The sequence below is a fragment of the Fredinandcohnia onubensis genome, assembly GCF_002734215.1.
Classification (GTDB): domain Bacteria; phylum Bacillota; class Bacilli; order Bacillales; family Bacillaceae_L; genus Ferdinandcohnia; species Ferdinandcohnia onubensis.
Map to the genome: position 1 here is coordinate 170,307 of NZ_NSEB01000012.1, position 25,353 is coordinate 195,659.

Annotated in this window: 13 protein-coding genes; 5 read left to right on the forward strand and 8 right to left on the reverse strand. The window is 37.3% G+C overall.

Annotated elements, in window-relative coordinates; genetic code table 11:
* Positions 1 to 196 precede the first annotated feature (196 nt).
* Complete coding sequence (locus CKK03_RS15400) at positions 197 to 1,552, forward strand: helix-turn-helix domain-containing protein (protein ID WP_099363429.1); 1,356 nt, start codon at positions 197 to 199, stop codon at positions 1,550 to 1,552.
* A 73-nt stretch (positions 1,553 to 1,625) separates the two neighbouring features.
* Here CKK03_RS15400 and CKK03_RS15405 read toward each other — a convergent pair whose 3' ends face one another.
* From CKK03_RS15405 to CKK03_RS15425, 5 genes are all read right to left on the reverse strand, one after another.
* A complete protein-coding gene (locus CKK03_RS15405) occupies positions 1,626 to 2,525 on the reverse strand; it encodes a Gfo/Idh/MocA family protein (protein WP_099363430.1) in 900 nt (299 codons plus the stop codon).
* Positions 2,526 to 2,555: 30 nt separating this feature from the next.
* Positions 2,556 to 3,362, reverse strand: coding sequence for a carbohydrate ABC transporter permease (locus tag CKK03_RS15410; protein ID WP_099363431.1), 807 nt, complete (start codon positions 3,360 to 3,362; stop codon positions 2,556 to 2,558).
* A gap of 31 nt (positions 3,363 to 3,393) precedes the next feature.
* Complete coding sequence (locus CKK03_RS15415) at positions 3,394 to 4,260, reverse strand: carbohydrate ABC transporter permease (RefSeq protein WP_245864146.1); 867 nt, start codon at positions 4,258 to 4,260, stop codon at positions 3,394 to 3,396.
* Positions 4,261 to 4,468: 208 nt separating this feature from the next.
* The gene (locus CKK03_RS15420) at positions 4,469 to 5,731 is read right to left on the reverse strand and encodes a sugar ABC transporter substrate-binding protein (protein WP_099363432.1); all 1,263 of its coding nucleotides are present in this window, start codon (positions 5,729 to 5,731) and stop codon (positions 4,469 to 4,471) included.
* 269 nt (positions 5,732 to 6,000) lie between these two features.
* The gene (locus CKK03_RS15425) at positions 6,001 to 7,086 is read right to left on the reverse strand and encodes a GNAT family N-acetyltransferase (RefSeq protein ID WP_099363433.1); all 1,086 of its coding nucleotides are present in this window, start codon (positions 7,084 to 7,086) and stop codon (positions 6,001 to 6,003) included.
* Between the two features lie 229 nt (positions 7,087 to 7,315).
* Between CKK03_RS15425 and CKK03_RS15430 the strand changes: the two genes are divergently transcribed.
* Positions 7,316 to 7,939 carry a YesL family protein gene (locus CKK03_RS15430; RefSeq protein ID WP_099363434.1) on the forward strand — a complete coding sequence of 208 codons (624 nt, stop codon included), beginning with the start codon at positions 7,316 to 7,318 and terminating at the stop codon, positions 7,937 to 7,939.
* A gap of 183 nt (positions 7,940 to 8,122) precedes the next feature.
* Positions 8,123 to 9,718 carry an FAD-dependent oxidoreductase gene (locus tag CKK03_RS15435; protein WP_099363435.1) on the forward strand — a complete coding sequence of 532 codons (1,596 nt, stop codon included), beginning with the start codon at positions 8,123 to 8,125 and terminating at the stop codon, positions 9,716 to 9,718.
* 46 nt (positions 9,719 to 9,764) lie between these two features.
* On the opposite strand, the gene CKK03_RS15440 is transcribed toward CKK03_RS15435, so the two are convergent.
* A complete protein-coding gene (locus CKK03_RS15440) occupies positions 9,765 to 14,126 on the reverse strand; it encodes a cohesin domain-containing protein (protein WP_142354027.1) in 4,362 nt (1,453 codons plus the stop codon).
* A 433-nt stretch (positions 14,127 to 14,559) separates the two neighbouring features.
* On the opposite strand from CKK03_RS15440, the gene CKK03_RS15445 reads away from it, so the two are divergent.
* Both CKK03_RS15445 and CKK03_RS15450 read left to right on the forward strand, forming a co-directional pair.
* On the forward strand, positions 14,560 to 16,515 hold the full coding sequence (locus CKK03_RS15445; protein ID WP_142354028.1) for a WD40 repeat domain-containing protein: 1,956 nt from the start codon (positions 14,560 to 14,562) through the stop codon (positions 16,513 to 16,515).
* A gap of 115 nt (positions 16,516 to 16,630) precedes the next feature.
* Complete coding sequence (locus CKK03_RS15450) at positions 16,631 to 19,678, forward strand: FIMAH domain-containing protein (protein WP_099363438.1); 3,048 nt, start codon at positions 16,631 to 16,633, stop codon at positions 19,676 to 19,678.
* A gap of 723 nt (positions 19,679 to 20,401) precedes the next feature.
* Here the strand turns inward: CKK03_RS15450 and CKK03_RS15455 are convergent.
* Positions 20,402 to 23,797 carry a carbohydrate binding domain-containing protein gene (locus CKK03_RS15455; protein WP_099363439.1) on the reverse strand — a complete coding sequence of 1,132 codons (3,396 nt, stop codon included), beginning with the start codon at positions 23,795 to 23,797 and terminating at the stop codon, positions 20,402 to 20,404.
* A 336-nt stretch (positions 23,798 to 24,133) separates the two neighbouring features.
* The gene (locus tag CKK03_RS15460; protein ID WP_099363440.1) at positions 24,134 to 25,306 is read right to left on the reverse strand and encodes a mandelate racemase/muconate lactonizing enzyme family protein; all 1,173 of its coding nucleotides are present in this window, start codon (positions 25,304 to 25,306) and stop codon (positions 24,134 to 24,136) included.
* Positions 25,307 to 25,353: the final 47 nt, after the last annotated feature.

Genomic DNA, 25,353 nt, shown 5'->3' on the forward strand with positions numbered 1-25,353 from the left:
TGCTCTAACGCATAAAAGCATTTGATAATTCTGAATTACCTTTATTTTATCTTTGGCTTTATTAAAAGACAAGTCACTTAAAGGTCTTTTAATAAACACTCATTATTGATTGACATTTCGAAAAATTCCTCTTAATCTAGTAATAAGATTATTAAGAGACATTTCTTTAATATGTCTTTTAACTGGAGATGAAATGATGAAAACAAACCAATTATCAGACCATGGTACTGAAATTATTATTGGCATTGTTAGTCCTGAAGCACTTGAAAAGGAAATAATGAAAGCGCTTGAAGCATTCCCTAATTTTCAGCCAATATTTCTGCATTCAACCCCCTCTTCTATTGAACCGGAGATTATGACAACCTTGATCAATAAAGTGGAAGTTCTTTTATTTACCGAATTTCCAACTTATTTAAAAGCCAAACAGCTTAACAATTTTTCGATACCAGCGCATTACGTTCCGATAATGGGAACTGGGCTTTATCGGTCTTTATTCCTGATTAATAATCAATACGATACTAAACATTTCTCGATTGATACGGTTGAAGAAAAATATATTCGCCGGATCCTATATGAATTAGACGAAACGAACTATGTATGTACATCCTATCCCAATTCTAGTCAGCCCGATTGTTCCGAGGAAATTGTTCAGTTTCACCAAGACAACTATCAGAAATATGGTTCCATTGCCATTACTGGGGTTCAGGAAATCGCACAAAAGCTTTCGGAATTGTCTATTCCGTATGAATGGGTAACACCCACTTATCAGGACCTAATTGTTTCCCTCGAACGTGCATTACTTGCAACAGAAGCTCGTAAACATAAAGAATCTCAAATCGTTTTCGGGATCATTGATATTGACAAGTTTGATAAAGCTACAGAAAAATATCCATCAGAACATGAAGTACAATTATTTAAGTTGAAATTCCAACAAATCATGTTAAATTACACAAAGCTCCTAGATGGTCATTTGATTAATTCCGGTGGAGAGGAATTTTCGTTTATCACCACACGTGGTATTTTCGAAAGAGAAACACGTGGGTATAAATTCATCCCTTTACTAAATTCGATTAAAACGGAGCTAGGTGTATCCATCAGCATTGGTGTTGGCTTTGGTCTCACGGCCGCTGAAGCTGGTAACCACGCAAGACTCGCACTCCGACAATCAAAAGAATTAGGTGGAAATGTTTGTTACATCGTTCGTGAAGACCAAAGTGTAATTGGTCCCGTTGATATGATAACCGATACTCAGTATGAAAAATATGACCTATCTATTACAGATGCAGAACTGCTGCAAAAGGCAGAAAAAGCAGGAATGTCTGCTGCCTATATGACAAAGCTTATGGCAAGGGTAGCACGTCATAAAAAATTTGATTATACAGCTCAAGAGTTAGCTGACACATTGAACATTACAACAAGAAGTGCCCATCGAATCCTTTTAAAATGGATGGATGCTAACTTGGTGGATATAGTAGGCGAAGAAAAAATCACCTACAAAGGAAGACCAAGACGGATTTATAGGCTTAGCTTTATCATTGATGAAAACGAATAAAGAACAATACCTAAAATGGCGGGTAAAATGGTTTACCCGCTGTTTTATTTTGCGATAGTAATCGTAACTTTCACTATACATACACCCGTTTTCCTGTATCTTTACTTTCATTTGCTGCTTCAATAAAGCGAATGATTTCTAGCGTTTCATGTAGGGGAACGCTGGATTGGCCATTGTTAATAAAGAGAACAATTACTTCTAATAAACTAGCATAAAAGGGTTTCGAGGAAGCAGAAATCGATACATAATGAGTGCCTTTTTCAAAATGAATGTTTGCACCGAATTCACCATTTCCTCTTCTACTCCCTCTTGCTGTACCTATTCGCCCATCCTCCCATTGTGAAACAATCAAATCAGAATCCGCAGTAGATACAGAAGTAACATGCTGCGCTCCACAGCCTAAAATGGCATAAAGCATCTCAATCGTATGGATCCCGTACCAAAAATATCCCGGTTGAGTGTCGACCATATCCATTGGTCCAAAACAGTCGGCTCCAATAATTTTTCCTTTATCTTGAATCGTAAGTGCCTGTCTTACCTCTTCTGCAAATCGTAATGCAGATGAACTCATGATTGGAGTACCATATTGTTCAGAAAGCTTTACCATTTCAATAGCCTCTGAAGAAGATAGACAAAATGGTTTGTCGACAAATAGTGGCTTTTGATAGCCTACAAGTTTCTTCACCTGTTCTAGATGAACTCGACCATCGACAGACTCTAATAGGATTGCATCACATGTCTCTGCTACTTCCTCAATCGTCTTAACCAATTGAACACCAAATCGTTCCACTTCTTTTGTTATCCCCTCTATTCGAGAATAACTCAACACAAAATCAGACGATCCGACCGGACAGGCTACCGTTACCTCAGCACCCTCTATATAAAAGGGGTTGGTCGGATCATTTAATAATTTCGTAAAAGCAGATGCATGTGAGGTATCTAACCCAATCATTCCTATTTTTATATCCCTCATATCGAAACTCTCCTATAAACACAAGCAGAATTATTTAAGTCCTGATAGCTGAATACCTTCTGTAAAATACTTCTGGAAGAACAAGAAAATTAGAAAAGTCGGGATAAATGAGATAGTCGACCCTGCCATCTCAATTCCGAAGTTCCCTTCTTTATTTAACGTAGAAGCTAAACCAACCGTGATTGGATACATTTTTTCATTTGTCATATAAATAAGTGGTTGGAATAAATCGTTCCAGTTACTTACAAATGCGAACGTTCCAACAGTAGCAATGGATGGAAATGCTAATGGCATATAAATTTTTCGAAAAACATGAAAATCGTTTGCTCCATCCATCCTTGCTGCTTCATCTAATTCCATAGGAATGCCCTGCATAAATTGACGTACTAAAAATACACCCATAATTGCCCAAAGCTCAGGAACTATCAACGCTTGATATTCATTAATCCACCCAAATTTTGAAAACATGATAAATTTCGGAATAATCAGCAATTGCGATGGAATCATGATGACAGCCATGAATGTCCAGAATATAAATTCCCTTCCATAGAATTGCTTTCTTGCAAATATATAGCCTAATAACCCCGCAAAAAACATTTGTGAAAATACCGGGATAACAGTTATAACAACAGAGTTCATAATCCATCGTAAGAAGTTATCATTCCGAAAGAGGTACGTAAAGTTATTGATCGACGGATCACTAGGAATCCAAAATAATGGGTCCATTGCTGCAAATGTCGTTTCTTTAAATGAACTTAACACCATGATCAAAAATGGAAGGAGAAAGCAAAACCCCAAGAAGATCGTGACAATATATTTTATTATTTTAGTAAACAAGTTCTTTCATCTCCCTTACAACTCTCAACTATTAATAGATCCCTTGATCTTTACCAAAATATTTTCTCTGGATAAGCGATATGATTAAGATTATCGCGAATAATACGTAAGATAAAACGGCTGCGTAGCTAAAGTTCAAATTCGTGAAACCTATTTGATAAAGATAAAAAACTATGGTACTTGTCGAGAAATTTGGTCCCCCGTTTGTTAATAGGAATGCAGAATCAAAGATTTGGAAAGAACCAATTGTCGTAATGATTAACACATAGAAATGAATTGGTTTTAATAATGGGAAAGTAATTAACCAAAAGGATTTTAAAGGTGAAGCACCATCGATTTTTGCGGCTTCATACATATCTTTTGGAATGGACTGTAGCCCTGCAAAATAATAAATCATTGTACTTCCAGATACTTTGAAAATACTCAAACCAGCCAATACAATTAGGGCTTGTGAAGAATCAGATAAAAATAATTGGGCATCAACACCTATAAAGCTTAGAAGGTAGTTGATAAATCCTGATTCCGTTCCTGAAAACAACCATTCCCAAATCCCTGCCACAACAACGAATGATGTTACAACAGGTAGGAAAAATATCCCTTTAAAAATTTTCGTAAAACGAATTCCTGATTTTATGACAAGTGCTAGAATCAAACCTATTGCCATTGTAGGGACTATATAATAGAAGGAAAATAAAACAGTGTTCCAAATTGATTTTAAAGCAATCGGATCATCAAATAATTGCTTCCAGTTTCGTAATCCAACGAACTCGGAAGTACCAATAATTCGATAATTAAGAAACGTTAAAACGAAGCTATAAACAAATGAAATGACTTGAAAGATTAAAAAATGGATTAAGACTGGTGTCAGTACAATATAAACAATACCATTTTTTTTCAATTCTTCTTTTATCCTGTTTTTTAAAGGAGGCTTGACCTTTTTAAGAGTTTCTAGAGGTACCTTGTTATGAGTTTCTATGACCTTTTCCAAGCTATCACCTTATTTCTTAATTAATTAACAAAAGTTTTTGTAAACAAAGGACCTTTTAATAAATAGAGAGTCTTATTCACCTAGGAATAAAACTCTCTTTTCGTAAGAAGCTATTTGTTTACGGCTTAGCTAATTCAGCTTCAATTGCTTCAGCTGCTGCATCTGCTGCTTCTTGAGGAGTTTTTTCTCCTGCCATCATTGTTTGTATTTCAGCTTGAATAAATGGCATGATTGCACGGCCTTTTGGATGAATGACACCAGGTAATGCAAATTCTGTGTATGTTGCTAGTTGGCTCATGTATTTGTTTGAATCAAAGATATCTTTTGACTCTTCTTGAGTTGGGATATACTGTGTAACCGTATTGAAAATACGTTGGTTTTCAGCATTCGTAACAGATTTTACAAATTCTGCTGCTGCATCAGGATTATCACTGTTTGAAGGCACAACGAACATTCCTGTCGTACCATATGTTAATTGCTTTTCACCTGTTAAAGGTGGAGCAATAGCAAAATCGAATTTACCTTCTTTTTCCATCATCGTAATACTTATTCCAGATCCAAGTTGTGCCATTATTTTTCCGGCGAACCATAATTCATCTTGTGTGGTTGCTGTAATAGAATCTTCTGGAATATATCCTTTTTGATAGAAATTATTCACCATCTCGAATGCTTTCACACTCTCAGGGCTATTGATTAACACTTCATTCTCATCTGTTACAACATCTCCACCAGCTTGCCAAACCCAAGGATAGATTGTTCCGTTCATGGAACCTCCTCCTAAATAGTTTAATCCATAGAAACCTTTTTCTTTTGCTTTTGCTGCCCATGCTTCAAATTCTTCCCATGTTTTTGGAAGGTTTGCTGGATCTTCACCAATTGCTTTCACGACATCTAGATTATAAATGAATGTATAAGCTTCTTGCAGGATTGGTAATCCATACTTCTTGTCTTTCCAAGTAGTAGATACTAATGCAGTATCAACAAACCCTTCAAGATCAGATTCTTCTAAGTATGGGTCTAATTCTAGAAGCATTCCCACATCTGCATATTGTGGCATTTGGTCAGGAATGGCATAGAATACATCCGGCCCATTGTTTGCTGCTAAAGCCGTTAGTACTTTTTGGTCTCGGTTTGCCCATGGGATTGTTTCTATATTTACCTCTACATCTGGAAACTCTTTGTTGTAATTAGCAGTGATTTCTTTCCACATTTCCTCTTCTTTTGTAGCATCACCTGTATATGGATGTACCCATACTGTGATTTCACCATCAACTTTTCCATCTTCTTTTTTAGGCTCTGTACTTGAGTCATTACTACAAGCTGAAAAAAGTAAGCTACCTGAAAGCAAAAGTGCCATGAACGAAAAACGTTTCTTTTTCATCTACGAATTACCCCCTATTAAGTTCAAAAATAAAATTTGTAAGACTAAAAACCTACCATTATATCTTTTAGCAATCCCCCCTTTACCTAAACCATTTGTCTGAAAACACACATAATTGAAAGCCTATACATTAGATGTTAAAAAAATTCTGCAATTTCAAATACTTTTACTAACCTTATTCTAGTTCGTTTGTAATATTGTGACAAGTCTATAAACTGTCTTTAATAAAAAATTGGAATTAATTTAGTGCCCTTACAATTAAATAGCGATCACACATAATTCAAACCTTGTGGAAATGGATATGGAATCGGAAATAGTTCCTGTATTGATGAATCTAAATCTTTGTTTCCTTTTAAGATCAACTCTTCCAGGTCCCGATTACTGATCGTAATAGATTCCATCGCATATGTAAGACGTTTATTGTTTTCATCTAGATCTGAAATCTGTAGCTTATCTTTAAAATATGGGGCAAGCTGCTGCAAGAGTAACTCAAGATTCATAATCCTGATTGTTCCTGGAAATGGTTGTTCTACTTTTTCCAGTAATGGGTCATCAAGCTTTTGTATCAACTCTTTTTCATAAGTAGGTATATTAAATATTAAGGATTCAATCCCGTATGTAAATGCTTCTTTAAGCAAACTCACAATAGCTATGGGATCCCCTCCCCACTCGATAATTCTAGATTCCACATTTTCTTGTTCCAGGTAAGGTACTCCGAAAATTAAAAATGCTTTAACTTCCTTGTTCTCTTCAGCGACAAGAACCTTGTGCTTCATTTTGAATATACTAGCGAATCCCGCTGACTCATTTAGTTGAGCCATTTCAAATATACTTTGTTCATATCGTATGGTTCGACTATGACTTAGTTTTCTCATTTGAAACCAGTCAATTGACTGAAGCTCACGAACATGATAAGCCTTCTCCGATTTTAGGTCATATTGATGAAGCTTAAATTGATTCAGCTTGCCATAAAATGTACAACCTTGTTTGATGTAGAGTGGTAAATCTCCTGAAATAAAGAGAATGGAAGCACCTGCTTTGTTGACATGATCAAAAATCATTTGTAAAAGGGTGTTGGCTAACCCTCTTTTCCTATATTCTGGCTCGGTGCAAACAGCACCAATTGAATAAGCTTGAACTTCCGCACCTTCTATATGAAGTACAGATGGTACCAATCCAATAAAAGAAACTAATGTCCCATCCATAAATGCACCATAGGATTGATGAAAGGCATGTGAGAAAACTTGTGGAAACGCAATCCCCATGGATACGTGACCTTCCTTACGAAACACTTTATCAGCCAACTCAATTGCCTGTTGAAAATCGCCTTCTTCTAGTAAACGGTATTCAACCATTTAATTCACCTCATCTTTTTACATTTCACTTTCGAGTAACATTTTATAGGAGACAACCTCTTTTCCTTTTGCAAAAAATGTAATCGCTAACAGTTTGAATCATGTTATAATACAACTAATCTTTCTGACTTACTTTCTATTTTATTTGAAATTTATTAGGTGACAAGTCTATTAAGTGTCTTTAATTAAATCCATGTTCATATTTTTTATCATAATGAGGTGGCATATATTGGGTGGCTGGGAAAAATTTAATAATTATGCGGTATGGATGGTAAAAGCGGCTTATGTAAATTTACTGTGGATTGGCTTTACGATTGTTGGATTAGGCGTATTTGGTTTATTCCCTGCGACAGGTGCCATGTTTGCAATTGTTCAAAAATGGCTGCAAAACGAACCAGTTGATCGTATCTTTCATTCATTTTGGAAAACCTTTAGAAAAGAATTTATCTCACTTAACAAGTTTGGCCTATTCTTTATCGTGATAGGCTATGTATTAGTGTATGACTTTATGTTTGTATATAAGAATGTGGACAAGCTACAGTTGCTGTTTCCAATCCTTTTGTTTTTAGCAATTTGTTATTTACTAACGTTACTCTATTTCTTTCCTATATACACACAATTTAAAATGAAATTCTTTCAATATATTAAACAATCATTCCTAATTGGAGCTAGCTCTGTGTTAGAAACTATTCTCATTTTCACAGCATGTATGCTTCTTGGAATTATAATAAACTTAATTCCTGGAATAATCCCATTGTTTACTGGAAGTGTACTAGCCGTTGCGATTACTTGGTGTAGCAACAGAGCCCTAATTAAAATAAAAAGCAAGAAAAAGAGTTTTATTCATCACTAAAATTAGCAGTATGTTTAAGAGGGTCTATCAATGGACACTCTTTTTTTCGTGGGCAAATATGCAGATACATTTTATATCTAGATTTAAAGTCCGTTAAAAGTCTTGATTATTCCTACTATTCTTTTACACTTTAAGTAAGTTTGAAGAAATAGTAGGAATTTTCCATCTAAGGAGGACAACAAAATGGATTTCAGTCAGTTATATTATTATGTACCTACCCCGAAAGCTAGTGAACCAAAGACAATCACGAGAGATTTAATTATCTATGGTGCAACACCCGCTGGAATTACGGCGGCCATTCAGGCAAAACGAATGGGACTTTCTGTTGTCATTGCTGAATTTGGCAGACATGTTGGCGGAATTACAGCAAGTGGTTTAGGAGCCTCTGATATTGGTGCAAAAGAGGCAATTGGTGGTTTATCGAGAGAATTTTTTCAGGAATTAGGAAGTTATTACAATACAAATGAACAGTGGACCTTTGAACCGAAGGCAGCCAAATATGTATTTGAGAAATGGCTCAAGGAGAACGATATTGAAGTTGTTTATAATCAGCATGTAGTTGAAGTTAAAAAAGAGAATAGCAAAATAACAGAGTTAATTATGGAAGATGGAACTTCATATATAGGCGACTTTTTCATTGATACTAGCTATGAGGGTGACGTAATGGCCAAAGCAGGTGTTACTTACTTTGTAGGTAGAGAATCGAATGCCACTTACAAAGAGAGATATAATGGAATCCAATTTGGACACCCCCACCATCAGTTTGAAAAGTGGATTGATCCGTATGTAGTTGAAGGTGACACGTCAAGTGGAGTATTGCCTGGTATTACCGAAACTACTCATGAAACTCTTGGCTATCAAGGTCAGGGTGACACGCGAATTCAAGCCTATAATTTTCGAATATGCTTAACCAAAAACCTTGAAAATCGTGTTGTATTTCCGAAGCCTCCCTCCTATAACCGCGAGCGTTATGCGTTGTTATTACGTTATATCAATGCGGGGGTATGGGATGCAATGAATCTTCATACCTTGTTACCTAATGGAAAAACGGACTTAAATAACTACGGCGGATTCTCTACGGATAACATTGGAATGAATAATGTATGGCCAGAAGGAGATTTTGAAACTCGTGAAAGAATCTTCCAAGATCACTTTACATACAATCTCGGCATGCTCTACTTTTTAGCTAATGATGATCAGGTTCCAAAAGCGATTCGGGACGAGGTCTCTCAATGGGGATTAGCTCGAGATGAATTTGAAGAAACTGGACATTGGCCTCACCAGTTATATATTCGTGAAGCAAGAAGAATGATATCGGATTATGTGATGACAGACCACAATTGTTTGGGAGATCGTAAGGTGGAAGACTCAATTGGACTAGCTTCCTATCAAATGGATTCTCATCATGTTAGAAGATTACTTATTGATGGGCGAGTCTACAATGAAGGTGATGTTGAAGTACCGATATCACCTTATCCAATCTCCTATCGTTCAATTCGTCCAAAAGCTGAAGAGTGCACAAACTTACTCGTTCCTGTTTGTTTATCAAGTTCACATATTGCCTATGGTTCTATACGGATGGAGCCCGTGTTCATGATTTTAGGACAATCAGCAGGAGCTGCAGCCGCTTTAGCCCATAAAAATAATACAACCGTACAAGGCATCTCTTATGAACAATTAAAGAATGAATTACTATCATACGGACAAGTACTACAATGGGATGATTCAATTGAAGATGACCCTGTGTTACGAATGAAAGAAACGTTTGGGAAGAAATAAAGAGAAGGACTACATTTTAATGGGAAATGTAGTCCTTTTTTTCATGTTACGGTAAAACTCTCACCCTAATTGTTTGGCTCCCTTCAATATTTAAGAAATCTTTGCTATTTAAGGAAGAAACCTTAGATTTTTCCAGAATAGAAATACTAGTTGTTTCTATTTTTTTGTTTGCTTTGAATCGAAGTACAGCAATTTTTCCATCTTTTTCGAGTGACTTTCCTGTAGGCAATGTAGCTGAAATCTTTACCTTACCAGACTCCCTTGCCACTTTAAATATTGTACCCTTTTCACTAAATGAACCAGTTCCTTTTGCCTGAATGAACTTTATGTCTTTAGCATTATAATTAAGTCGAGCTATCACTTTATCAAGTTGATTTACCTGATTGGCGTAGAGCTCTATCTCGAATATGTCACCTTTATCAATATTTAACGGACCATTAAGATGTAATTGTCCTGGATGTGTTTTATCAGTAATGCTTACCTTATACATCAATGTTCTATTAGAACGTGGTGAATAATAAAGATGTCCATCTTCTCCTATCGTGAATGCTTCAGAATCCTCAAAGTAATGAAAATCAAGGGTGATCGGATCAATTGCTACTAATCGGCGACCAAGCTGCATGTAAAGAATATCTTGATGCCATTCGACATTATAAGCGCCCCATTGACCCCAAGAACCATCAGATGGGAATAGATTTTTATACTTTATTAAAGCAAGTGATTCAGGATCCAGCGCAAACACAATTCCATTTACAGCTCCCCATAATAACCCATCAGGACCAATTGAAAGTCCGCCAATTGCAGGAGGACTATAAAGCCCAGGAATATCTAAAGAAATTTCTTTGAGTTTCTTTTCATTTTTGATATCCCATACGAAGATTTTAGCTTCAGTCGCCGTTGTTTCAGAACTTAATCCCCCATTAATACTAGTAGAACCATAAATTTTTCCGTCTTTATGTGCTAAAGAAATGATGCTTTGATTTTCAACGATATTACGGTGCACTTTATAGGATTCATTTGGATATTCACCAGCAGTGTCATAGACCATTAATGCCCCACCAAGTTCTCCATAGTCAGGGATCGATCCTAAATAGATTTTTCCTTCGACGTCAATTCCACTGATTGGACGGTCTTGTGTTTCTCCTATATTAAATAGTTTCTTAGGATTATCACCGCTTGCTGGGATATATTCCTCAAATGCTCCTCCGGGATAAACTCCGAAGTAGACTTTGTCTTGATAAGGAATGACTGCTCCAGCTTGCCCCATTGGAAAAAGCTTCAATTCTTTCGTAAACACATCATATTCAGCTGCCTTTGAAGCCTGCATACCTGTAATATAAACTTTTCCGTTTGCCCCCTTCTTAAATACGTGAGTGATAGAAGGTGATGGCGGCAAGAAATTAGTAATGGTTTTTATTTTTCCAGTAGTCGGATTAAAAAAGATATAGCTCCCAGCAAAATTCATCGTAACCAAACTTACACCTGGAAGTTCAGGGTCCGGTGATTCTACCCAATTTACCCCTCTAAATCCTGTTCCGAAATCAACAATTTCAACTAACTCAAAAGTATTGACATCGAAGGAAGCTATTTTCCCGTTAACTGGCATGTAAATTTTCCCATCAAAAGAAGTTTTCGGTAGATGGAGACCGGAACTACTGTTTTCAATTTTAATATCTTCCCATTTTTGCGTCTCTAAATTATACACATACCTTGTTTGTGAAGTTTCAAAGCGTGCAATTAACAGTCTGTCATCGACAATATCTAAATCATATACATAGCCTTTTTCATTAAGAGGAGAAGCTATTTCAACCTTCTCGCCTGATTTCACATCGAGTTTATAAATCTCTCCAAGTGATGTTCCGCCATACACATATCCATTGCTATAATCAATCGAACGGACATATTCTTGGCTAATATGACCCATTAATCGTCCATAATCATGTGCTGTTTGAGTAGATGGATCATACTTAATAATTTTCCCAAGTGGACCTGTAGCTATATATACATTGCCCTCTTCATCATGCTCAAGTGCCCAAAAAACATTCTCGGTACTGTGTGTGTAGACCTTTTTAATATTCTTTGTGACAGGAGAATACACCCACAACTGTCCACCTGCAGCCACATATACGTCACCATTCGGTACAACCGTATGGCTCCAAACATCTCCTGCCCCTTCCATAGGTAAGCTGCGGATAAGTTTGTGCTCATCAATATTGATTACATGGAATACAGGTGGAATTCCTTTAACGGTTGTATACATGACATTAACACCGTCTTCTACACCAGTTCTTCCATCAAACAAACCAATTGTATCAGCAATCGGCGGTTGGAGATTTTCTGGCTGACTAAAAGACAAGTTTCCAAGTTTTTCATGTATTTCGCCAATTGTAATCAAAGACGTTTGATCCCGTTCTAGCTGAAATTTTTTATTCATAACTGTTTCTTTACTTAAGACTGTCCAAGCTTGCCCGGACTCAGAACCCGCTTTGAATTGTAACTGAACAATACTTGAGTCAGATTTTACAGGTTGCTCTTGATTTGTAGAAGCTACAACGCTCAATCTTCCGTTAGACTCCTCAACGATTACTGAAGAAGAATCTATTGCAAAATCCCCTAGTGGTTCATAGCCAAGAAATTGTAGGTTTTCCCGGTCATAATAGACATACCCTTCAATATGATGAAGCTCTTTTACTTTTGAAGCATCTAACGTAACTGTAAAGGTCTCACCTTCAGCGATTTGTGCAGGAGCTGATATCGACAGATTTGCTGGTGATTGATCTGCCTCATGTAGTATAGTTACATCATCATAATAAGCTTCAGCAATTTGATACGATGTAGAATATAAGACGATTCGTGCATAAGCTGCATCATCCGGAGCAACAACTTCTCTGGTATAAATATCGCTCCATTCCTCTACCGGAACGTCTTTTCCAGATGCATAATGCATTTCAGTTGCACCTACATCAATGCGAACATCATCTTCACTATAGAAACGAATATCAATACTTGCTGTACCACCATCTTTGAGATACAACTTGCTGGAACCTGTGTACGTATCTCCGGGAGTAACAGAAACATAATCACTAATTAAAGCTACTGACCCGTTTCTTACCTGGTCATATATCTTCAGACTATAATCACCCGAAGCACTAATTTCGTTATTCAATTCATAATAAAAATCAGATCCAACATTAAATAATGATTCCCAGTATTGAACGTTCCCATTGTACAAAGGCTTTTCAAAACTCGGATTTCGCACATCTTTTCCGATTGGTTCTAATACTATTTCTCCCTCAATTGCTACATCATCAAAGTATGCCTGTGCAATCGCATAGCTTGTTGTATAAACGACTACTTTTGCATATTTCGCATTACTTGGTGCAGGAGCTGATGGTGTAGAGACCTTTGTCCATTGCTCGATTGGAAAGCCTTTTGAGGTTTCACTATGTGTTACATACTCAGTAGTTTGAATCTTACTATTCTTTTCATCATAAAACTCTAAACGAATACTAGCTGTACTATCCGCTTTCATGAACAACATAGCGGTACCGGTATATAAATCCCCTGGTTTAACTTCAACTGAGTCACTCAATAAACCAACTGATTTATCTCTATACTCATCTGAAAGATAAAGGCTGTATTCTCCGGTTGCACTTTGTTCATTCGTTACAGCATAATTGTGTCCTTCTCCAGATTTGAACATAGATGTCCAGCCCGTGATTGTGCCATCGACTACAGGCTCTTCAAAACTACCATTCTTTAATGGGTCTGGGGTATGTGGTTCATCCCCGTCTCCTTGATTAGGCGAATGTACCACCTTCACGTCATCATAATAAGCTTGAGCAATTGCATAACTTGTAGTAAAAACGACAACTCTAGCAAATTTTGCTCCTCCAGGTGCAACGGCAGTAGGCGTTACAACCTTGGACCACTCCTCTACGGGAAATCCCTTAGATGTTTCACTATGTGTTACATACTCTTCTGTTTTAATTTGATTATTATTTTCATCGTAAAATTGAATCCGGAAGCTTGCCGTACTATCAGCCTTTAAATACAACATAGTTGTTCCTGTATACGAATCACCAGGTTTAACTGCAATAGGATCACTTAGCAGTCCTACCGATTGTCCCCTAATCGTATCTGATAGATATAGACTATTTTCTCCTACTGCACTTTGTTCTTTTGATACTTCAAACGTAAATCCATCCCCTGTCTGAAATAATGATGTCCAGCCCGTGATTTTGCCATCGACTACAGGCTCTTCAAAACTACCATTCTTTACTGATATCGTACTTGATGTAGAAGCTGCACTTACTGTTTCTAAAAATAGTGGTGTTCCTTGAAATAAACCTGTAAGCGTTAACAAAACACAAAGCATTAACAATGTTACCTTCCTTTTCCTCGCCAAAAACATAACCCCTCTCCCTTTCTAAATAGAAACGTTAATATCTACAAATCTACTTCATTGTATTGATTTCACAAAAGTGAGACAAGTCTGAAAACGGTCTTTAAGTGTGAATATACTTAAACCCGTCTTTCGTATGATAACAGGATTCTACATCCCTCCTACTATAGACCTAAAATCATTATGGTCATTTTAAAGACTAAGTTCTTTCATTATCCTTTTAATGTAGTCAGAAAATTTTTAATAGTTTATCACCCTCCTTTACACAAAGGGAGTGATGGAGTGAAAGAATGGAGGTGTATTTTGGAATTATATTTTGTGCGGTTTCATTAAAGGAGAGCGGAACAACAGTGAATTTATTTCAAATTGATGCCTCCCTCCCTATCAAAACATGAAAGGATGAAAAGCGCTGAAAACAAAATCAATCATGTATTCTTTGATCACAGTTTTAGTCTTATCGTTATTTTCCAGTGTAATTGGTAATAATCAAACCTTTGCTGAAGAGGGAAATATTCGTGAGATTGGAACTGTTCTTAATTCAGTTTCTGTTCCCGCAGCTGATTATGGAAAAGGTCCAAATGGTGAAGATTGGGTATACGCGGTGGCTAACGGCTCCCCTGCTGTATTTAATGTTCTAGATGCAAAAACGGGAGAGCGTGTTGCGAGTTTTCCACTTGATGGAGCTAGTGGTGCATGGGGTGTCACAGTTGACCCTAAGGGAAATGTCTATATCGGAACAAACTCTAACGGCACATTGTTTAAATATGTTCCAGGTGCAGATCATGTAGAAAACCTAGGAAAACCAATCCCAGGTGAATCGTTTTTATGGCGTCTAAAATCAGATGAAGACGGTCGCATATATGGAGGAACCTTTCCGAGCGGAAAAGTATTTCAATACGATCCTGAGACTAAAAAGTTTCGTGATTATGGTCAAGTAAAGGAAGGCCAGCAATATGCTAGAGGTCTTGATATTTATAAAAACAAAATTTATGTAGGACTTGGAACTCAAGGAGCAAATCTAATCGAAGTTGATATACATACAGGTGAAAAAGTAGAGATTCCACTACCTGAAAAGTATGCGGAAAGAACCTATGTATATGATATTGATGTAATTGGCAATAAAATGTTTGCTAGGGCAACTGGTTCCAGTAATACAATACTCGTTTTTGATTTAAAAACAATGAAAATCGTTGATGAAATTGATGGTGCAAATGGACTTGATGTTTCCGAACCAGGGCCTGGAAACTTGGTCTATTTTATCAAAAACGAACAACTATACTCTTATGATTTAAACTCTTTAAAATTAACACCAACTGGATTTGACAATCTGTTTTCTGCAAGAGATTTTGGTTGGGCAAAATTTGAAACCAGTGAATTCCCTGGAAAGACATTAGTGTCAATTGCTTGGGATGGAAAGATTCGTCACTATAATCCAATCACTGGGAATCATCGTATTTTACAAGGTCAATTGAGTGGTCAACCTGTTAGTATCCAATCCCTAACGCAAGGACCAAACGGCAATATTTTTGTTGGTGGCTATTTATCTGGTGGGCTTGCCCAATATGATTATAAAACCGGTCAAGTTACTGAAAATAAAGGACTTGGGCAAATCGAAGGAATGATTGCCCATCAAAATCGTTTATATATGGGAATTTATCCTGGTGGGTTGTTATATTCCTATGATCCTGCTGAAAACTATGAAATGGGTATTAATCCAGTTGAACATTTCGGCTTGAAATCGGAAGGTCAGGATCGTCCCTTTGCTTTAGCATCAGCTGGAGATTTATTGGCGATTGGAACGGTTCCGGATTATGGACAACTTGGTGGTGCACTAACGATATTTAATCCAGCAACAAATGATTATACTCTTCAACGGAATATCGTAGAAAATCAAAGTGTTATTTCATTGGCTTATCAGGATGGACTTCTCTATGGTGGCACTTCTGTTTGGGGTGGTCTAGGGATTGCTCCAACTGAGGAAGAAGCGAAATTGTTTGTCTATAATGTGCAAACAGGTGAAAAACAATTTGAAACCATTCCTGTTCCTGGTGAAAAAGCCATTTCCGCTCTAACTTTTGATAATGACGGAAACCTATGGGGGCTTACATCAGGCATCTTATTTAAATACGACACGACAAGTAATCAGGTCGTTGAAACGAAGGAATTGTATCAAGTTGATTGGAATTCGATAGGCCATTTATGGCGAGAAGGATTTCTACAATTTGCTGATGATGGCTATTTATATGGTCAAGCTCGCGGAGATATCTTTAGAATCAATCCTAATACATTGGATCATGAAGTCTTAGCAGAAGATACAAAACTTTTTGCAATGGATCCAGATGGAAATATTTATTTTGCTCGAGGAACTAAGCTATATCAATACGAAAGATAGATTAGTAGGCATAGCATTTATACTGCTATCTTTCCTATTACGATTGATTTGAAAAACTGACAGGCAATTTCGTTTTGCCTGTCAGTAATAATTACGAATTCAGGAGGAACATGCTTTGAAAGAAAAATTGAAACTATTTTCTATTATACTACTTGCTACAATACTCGTTTTCTCCACTCTTCCCTATTTTCAGCAACCGAATGTATCAGCTGCAGATGATCAATGGAAGGAATTGAATGTCGAGAATGGTGATTTTGAGGCAAAAACAGCCTCCGAAATTGAACTGCCATCTTGGGTGTATTGGACCGGTGGCTTTAAGACTGGAATGAGTATTTCAGATGAAGTTGTAAAAACCGGAAGTCAGAGTCTTGCTGTCAATAATAACGGGGTTGTTGGCTTGTTCAGTCAAGGTATTGATATAAAAGCAGATAATCAATATAAATTAAATGCTCAGCTATATGTCGAAGAATTAACTGGGAAACCAGGAATTTGGCTTCGCTGGATAGATGAAAATGGCACAAATATTTCAAACGCTGTAAAGTATTTCGATATACAAGAACTTAATAAGTGGCAAACTGTGGAGATTGAGGCAACTGCTCCTGCGGGTGCTAAAAAAGTAAAAATATTTATCTATCAAGCATCCACATCTAATATGAAAGGATACTATGATGATGTTAAATTATTTGAGAAAGAATCGAATATTTTAGACTTTCCAATTGAATACGGAAAGCCTATTAATCACGGGCCAGCTGCATTAGCAGCAAAATCTCAAGGGGTAGCAATTGGAGATGGTGAACTCTACTATGCAACAAATGGTTCACCTGCAACATTTTATGCTGCCGATGCTGAAACAGGTGAAAAAATATTTTCTGAAGCCTTGCCTGGAAGTGATGTTGTGTGGGCAATGGTTGTAGGCCCGGATGGAAATGTCTATTTTGCAGGTACCTATAATGGCATTTTATACAGATATGTCGTGAAGGAAAAACGTTTAGAACAGCTTGGGAAAAATCCATCAGATAATTGGGTTTGGCAACTAGAGGCTTCACACGATGGAAAAATCTATGGGGCAACCTATCCAAATGCAAAAGTGTTTGAATACGATATTGAATCTGCTCAATTTAAAGATTTGGGCACCTTTTACGAGGGTCAGCAATATGCACGTGGACTTGGCATCACGGAAGAAAGTCTATATGTCGGAACGGGTACAACAGCATATTTAATGAAAATGGACCTTGCATCCGGTGAAAGAACGGAAATACAATTACCAATCACAGGTGTATCGACATCTATCTCAAATATTTGGGAATATGGAAATAACATTTTTGTTGCCTATGGAACTTCATTGGTAACGATTGACAAGGAAACGGGTGAAGAAAAGAATACAATGGATTGGCAAGATGAGCATACCTTTGACGGGCTTATCTCATCCCCTTCCCCATATGATGAAAATATTCTTTATTACATTAATAAAAATACACAGCAGTTATGGACCTATGATATGACAACACATGAAACAGCAAAAGTAGAACCGACGGTACAACTTCCTGCTACTCCTGCCAAAGCGATGCGTTGGATTAAGGATAGCGGTGGTAAAGATGTATTAGCCATTTTACATCACCAAATTGAATATTCTATCTATGACCCTACTACAAATAGTGTGAAAGTCAGCTACCCTGAAGTCGATATGCAAGGACTTTTAATGCAAAGCTTAGAGATTGGTGAAGACCAAAAAATCTATATGGGCGGTTATCAAGGTTCCTTTGGAGTCTTTGATACTTCGATTGACCAATACATCCTTCAGGAACGTGATCCACACCAAATTGAAGGAATAGGATTTTTAAACGGCGAAGTCTATTTAGGAACATATGGTGGCGCTAAAATATATAAATATGATCCAAACCAACCATTTACCTTCTCGGGTGGTAAAGCCGGCGAAAATCCAGAGTTGGTACAAGACATCGACGATGATCAAAGCAGACCTTTCACTTTTACATCAGGAGATAACAAACTCTTTGTTGGAACCATTTCTGATTATGGTAGATTAGGTGGAGCGCTTACCATCTATGATGCTAAAACAAATAAATGGAATACAATCCGAAATATCATTAAAAATCAAAGTATCATTGGGTTAGCTTATCATGACGGAAAAGTCTTTGGAGGTTCTACGATTTCTGGAGGTCTAGGTATTGACCCAACTGAACCAAAAGCGAAAATGTTCGAATATGATGTGGCAATGGGTAATCATGAAGCATTCGACCTTCATGTAGATGGTTTAGAAAAGCCAGAAATGATTGGTGAATTGTCTGTTGGTCCCGATGGTAACATCTGGGGTGTAGCATGGGGATTAGATAAAGCTGGTTCCTTTAACACTGTGATTTTTGCCATGAATCCTGATAATCGAGAAATCGTAAAAAGTACTCAACTATACAAAGGAGTTAATCGTGGAAGCCAATGGCGACCTTTCTTCATTCGTTGGGATAACCTAGGATATTTATACACAACAGCTGGTCGTACATTAACGGTTATTGATCCAGAGACAATGAAGAGCAAGCAATTGGTTACAGGTAATGTCAATTTAATGGATGTAGATAAGGAAGGAAATGTTTACTATTCAGCAGATCATAACTTATATCAGCTTACTGTTCCCCTTGAAAGTGGAACATTAACAGTCGATAGTGAGATGATATTACAAGGTACTGAGCAAGAAATTGATTTAACTGTTACACTTGCTAACGGAAATAAAATCGATTTAGCAGGAGCTCAAATAGATTGGATTAATTCAAATACAGATGCAGTTAGCCTTCAGGATGGAAAAATTCGTGGAAAAAATGCCGGAACTACAGAGATATACGCAACTATTTCATACAACGGCGAACAAGTCAAAACGAATACAGTCGTTGTTACAGTCGAAGTTACAACCGAAACGTTAGCTGAGCAAATCAATGAGCTTGAAAAAACAGAAAGCATTCCACATTCAGTGGCTCAACAATTAACTAACCGATTAGCCCAAGCAAAACAGCACTACGATAAAGGTAAGAAAGAACAAGCAGTAAAGCATCTTGAGGATTTCCGTAAACAACTTGACAATAGCAGTATCGATCGCGCGCTCAAAATCACATTACTCAATAATGTTACAGCTATTGAAGAAGCATTTAAAAGATAATCAATGAATTAAAAAGGTCCTCTCCCAATTAATTTGCACTCTTAATCGAACGACGACAATCGATATTGTCAAGTTTGCGATTAAGGGTGCATTACTTTATTATTTTGTGTCCATTTTAAAAAAGTTGTTATAGTAACGAATACATTGATGCCGTCTACTCGATTAAAAGGATGCTAGTTCTTATGCTAACTACAATGTTTCTCCACAAAAACGAAACTATATCTGCTAACGAATTAGCTTTATTGAAATCATTTCTTCCTTTTCTTGGATTCTGCGCATTGTTCTATACTCTTATTTTATATAAAAGCATACGCATCTCTTTTTTCGTATGCTTTTATTGTTTTATTACATAAAAACAAAACACAAATGGATAATTATTGAATTTTTTAGCCTTTTTAGTATCGCTTCTACCTTTTTTTGGTCTTGCGAATGGTTCAATACTCTAAGTCTATAAAAAAGCATACACATTTCTTTTTTGCGAATGCTTTTTTCGTCTTCTCACCTAAAAACAATACACAAATGGATAATTTTCACTTTTATTAGCTTTTTTAGTATTGCTATCACTATTTTTCGGTATGGTGAATGGCTTTATTCTAAAAATCTATTTAAAAGCATATTTATATAGATAGTTACATACAAGATTATAATTAAAAACTAGAGGGGATTGGAACATTCCCTCTAGCTTTTTTGTTAGTACACAATATTCATAACTTAGAACGATCCTTAATTACCAGGATTGTTTGATTTTCCTGGGTTGTTAGGTTTCCCAGGTTTATCCGGTTTCCCTGGTTTCCCAGGTTTAACAGGTTTACCAGGCTTACCTGGTTTATCTGGTTTATCTGGTTTCCCAGGTTTATCTGGCTTGCCTGGTTTACCAGGTTCTTCTGGCTCATCTGTCCAAACAATTGTATACGTTATGGATGATTTTCCATCTATTGCCGTTACTCTTATTTCAGTCTTATCTGTAGAATGTACGATTTCTACAGTGCTACCTGCTTGAGTAGCCTCGGCCACTATATTTTCAGTTTGCTTACCATACAACGTATAGTTTGTAGCACCAGGTTGAAAACCTACAAGTGCTTCCCCATCTATTGAAATCGATTTTAACGTTGCATCTGTTTCAGGCACTGCAATTTTATGAAGCTCACTACCTACTGCATAATAAATGCTTCCATCATTTCCTAGAGTCATGCTGTTTACGAAATCTTCGGCAAGCACTTTATAATTTAGTGTTTCAGGGTCAATCGCAATTAGTTTTCGAGATAAAGTTGTATAAAGCATGCCATCTGGACCCCAAACGAGTTGGTAAGGGAACCATTTACTACTATTATATAAACTTGGTCGAATCACTCTGCTATCCACAACTTCATAGGTTTCTGGATCCATTTTAAAAATAGTTCCTTCAACAGCACCCCATAAGTAACCATCTGGACCGATTGATAAATCACCAATCATGCGAGGTGTAACATCAATTCCAGGAATCTCAGGTGTGAATTCTGTAATCTTCTCACCTTTCTCAACATCCCATACGAAAATCTTAGCTTCAGTTGCTTTCGGATCGATTCCTAAACCACCCCATACCGAAGTACCACCAAATAATTTTCCATCATGATAAGCTAAACTAATTATACTTTGGTCCTGAACAACATTTCGTTGTTGGAACCATTCACCAGTATTCTCATCATAGATGGCTAGAGCCCCACCTAGTACACCATAATCAGGGATTGTTCCAACAAATAGTTTGTTATCCCCTGACGTAATCGCGAATGGACGATCTTGTTCATCCTTAATATCATATTCAAGCTGTGGATTGCTATTTAAGTCTACAGGCAGAGTTGGATCATAACTGTACATAATCGCACCGACATATGTGCCAAAATACACTTTATCATTCAAGAAGCCAATCCCCTCTGGTTGAGCGAAGGAAGAAATATTGACTTCGATTTCATTTGTGAACGGATTATATACACTCATACCACGTTGATAGCCGCCCATATATAGTTTTCCATCTGGGCCAGTTTCAAGTGACTGAATCGCTACTGCTGTTGCAGCTAGATCTAAAATGACGAAATTCAGTTCATTTGTTTCCGGATTATATAACATATATTCTCCGTATTGTGTGACCATTGCTAATACTGTTTCACCGGTAGTTAATTTAATCCAAGCCATGTCCTTTACTCGAGGAGTATCCGGAAGAATTGGAAGACCTTCGATTAGTGTTTCTACGTTTGTATTAAGGTCATATTTGAATAATTGTGTTCCATTTTTATAATAAATCATGTTCGGTTGACTAGGATCTGGTTCAGAAATCATATTACTAAATGAGAACGAACCTTCAACTTCCAAAGTCTCTGGATTTACGACAATCATGCTAACTGTCGAAACGGCCACGAGAAGCTTCCCATTAACAACCCATACATCTTGGATGAATCCATTCTCACCTGAGTGCCCTTCTAGAATAATCTCCTCTTTTTCACCTGTATGTCTATTAATCTTATACAAATGTTTTATTGTCCCAGTTCCAACGTAAATATAATCCCCATCTACAGCGAGTCCACGTGCATAATCCTGGTCTGAAACACTACCAAAATCTTTGAATTTACCAGTTTCTGTGTCATACTCGAATACACCAGAACCAGGATATGTGGCACCATAAATTTTACCATCATCTGTTGCTTCGATATCCCATACCCAAGCTGCGGACGGATTGGCTCCAAGGTCTTGAACTACTTTTAATTCTGGGACATATCGGTATAACTTCCCGTCAGAAGTACTAGCGAAGTATACATTTTTATCTGAACCAATGGTAATCGCCCAAACTGCCTCGGTATTCTGAATAACTTTGGAAAACTTTAGTTCCCCCGTCTCAGCATCCAATACTGAAAACGTACCTGGAGCGCCATTTGAATGATAATATACTTCATTTTCACCTAGGCTATTTTCCTGAATCGCTCCTGCTTGTCCTAATTGGACATGAACCATCTCTCCTAGATTAATAGGAGCCGTATATTCGCGTTCAAATTTACCATCATCCGTCACTTTTTCGAAGGTAACATCGTCAAAATAGACTTCTGTAAAGCTAATTCCTCCCGAATAGAATGCTAGTCTTGCATACGCTGCATTATCTGGAACTACACTAAATACTTTTAAATCCGTCCATTCATTTTTCGGTAGGTTCCCATTTAGTTCTCGATGTTCTGTAATTCTATTATTATCCGCATCAAAATAACGAATTTCAGTTACCACGTTATGGGTCTGACTAACAACATTTGAATAAACCGTTAATAAATAAGATGCACCAGCTTCAACTGCAATTTTGTCACTTAAAGCACTTACACCCGATTGGTCAGTAGTATCATGTAAGTGCAGGCATTGTGCCCCAGTACGAGCTCGGTCCGTACTTACATTAATTCCTGGACCCTCAAATTCGGATCTCCAACCAGGAATGCTTCCATCAACTACCGCTTCTTCAAAGCTAGGATTCAATACTTCCGTATGGATATCGTCAGTTGGAGGCTCTTCAATAGAAGTACCTTCGATCGTTACATCATCAAAATAAGCCTCTGTAATTGAAGGGTGACCCGAGTTGAAACGAAGTTCAACTTGTGTTGCTCCCTCTGGCACCTCAAAAGGCACTTGAATTTCAGTCCACTTGTCTTTACCTAACACAGCAGCACCAAAATTAATAAAAGTTGCACTGCCTACTCTTTGCCCTTCACCGTTATAAAAATGAACCTCATACCCAATACTGTGGGATTGTCTAACAACGTTCACATATGCTTTCGCTAGATAGGAGACACCTTTTGTAACAGGGATTTTTTCGCTTGTTACCTGCAAATTCCCACCTGGATTATTGCTATTTTCATCTTTAAAGTGCAAGCTCCTGATTCCAGTATGAGCTTTTTCATCAGTAAAACTAATACTTGTCGATGGATTATTGGTTACAAGACTCCACCGTGGATTATCAACTTCTTCGAAACTACCATTTGGCACGTCGATTTGTACCGTTTCAGCAGAAACAGGTAGCGAATTAGCAGTAGTAAATGGAGCGATTACACCAAATATTAGAGTAAAACAAAATATGAGCATGATTGATTTCTTCAAGTTTCTATCTCTCAAACAACAAACCTCCCTTTAATTATGTAAAAGTAAAATGTTAATGAACCTCCTTTCTCTATATATTAGGAAGCGATTACAAAGTTTTGAAGGCTAGTAAAAACTTCCTTATTTTGATTCTACTTAACTAATTCACTCATAAAAATAGGTCTTTCTTCCGATACTCTGTCGTAAATAAGACTTTAAATCAAAATGAAGCCTAATTAGCGTTAATGCCAAAACATCATAATAAAGAGGCTGCATTTATGCAACCTCTTTCTATCAAAATGGAAATTAATGTATGGGATAAGGGACCTGTCCCTCTGACCCACTGCATCTGACCGACCTGGCCAATGCCAATTATTTGGTTTGGGCGGTGCGGTCTTGGAGTTGGTGGACGGAGACGTTGCCCCAGCTTAGGTCCTTGACGCGGTAAGTTTCGATTAGGTTTTCGTCTAGTTCGATTCCTAGGCCAGGTACATTACGGTCTGGGACATGGAGATAGCCGTCTTGATATTGAATGCGATTTTTTACGACGTCTCCGATATAGAGTTCCGGTCCTGTTGGATCAGACGTATAATTCAGATTTACTAGATTTGCTCCTAAATGAGCCATTGATGCAGTACCGATTGATAGTTCTTGTGTGGTACCTAGGATGACGCTTTTTCGAGCTACTTCGGCAACTGCCGCTGCTCTTTTTGCTGCGGTTAATCCACCAATAAAGATTGGCGATATATTAAAGATATCTACTGAATCGTGCTTGATCATTTCGTACTGATGTTTCGTGGACCAAACATGTTCGCTGATTGGGTAATCGGTTCTCATCCGTATATGATGCAAGCCCTCGTAGTCATTGGCAAAAGCAGGGCTTTCAATCATCTCAAGACCTAAATCATACTTGGTTAGTCGTTTGACTGCTTGTAATGTTGCTTTCCAATCGAGTAAGTGACTAAAATCAAGGGACTTGATTTTTACTTCGTTACCAAACTCGCTTTTAACAGCTGCTAAAAACGCTTCATCGGCGTCAATATTCTTACCAACATATAAGCGGAATGTATCAAATCCTTGGTGTAATCGTTGACGTACGACCTCTATGTTCTCTTCTACCTCTTCCATAAATCTCATTCGGAAAATCGGGTAGCATACTTTAATTTTTTCTCTTATTCTACCACCAAGCATATCAGCAACCGAAATACCTAGGTACTTCGCACATAGGTCATAGAGGGCAACATCGACTCCATTACGGATGAAGCTCCCCTTTTCATAATAATACATAGCTTCAGGGAAATTACCAGAAAGCTCTTGGTTAAGCTTCATAATATCAAATGGATTTTCCCCAATCAGAATAGACTTTAAGACATTCGTTAAATCCTCAACATCGGGTGCGTAGCGTGGGAGATGCGAAAAGTCGGACATCTCACCAATCCCTACGATCCCCTCGTCAGAAAAAATCTTAACAATAATATGCTTATTCACAAAACCGGTATGACGTGGAATACCAACAACTGTTAATGTAATATCTGTTATTTTCATTTTACCATCATCCCTACTTTACTATTTTTATAGACCTTGCTATGTAC

Bases quoted from the DNA above. Each gene is read 5' to 3' on its own strand.
- CKK03_RS15400 (WP_099363429.1), top strand. From the start codon at position 197: ATGAAAACAAACCAATTATCAGACCATGGTACTGAAATTATTATTGGC.
- CKK03_RS15405 (WP_099363430.1), bottom strand. From the start codon at position 2,525: ATGAGGGATATAAAAATAGGAATGATTGGGTTAGATACCTCACATGCA.
- CKK03_RS15420 (WP_099363432.1), bottom strand. From the start codon at position 5,731: ATGAAAAAGAAACGTTTTTCGTTCATGGCACTTTTGCTTTCAGGTAGC.
- CKK03_RS15425 (WP_099363433.1), bottom strand. From the start codon at position 7,086: ATGGTTGAATACCGTTTACTAGAAGAAGGCGATTTTCAACAGGCAATT.
- CKK03_RS15435 (WP_099363435.1), top strand. From the start codon at position 8,123: ATGGATTTCAGTCAGTTATATTATTATGTACCTACCCCGAAAGCTAGT.
- CKK03_RS15460 (WP_099363440.1), bottom strand. From the start codon at position 25,306: ATGAAAATAACAGATATTACATTAACAGTTGTTGGTATTCCACGTCAT.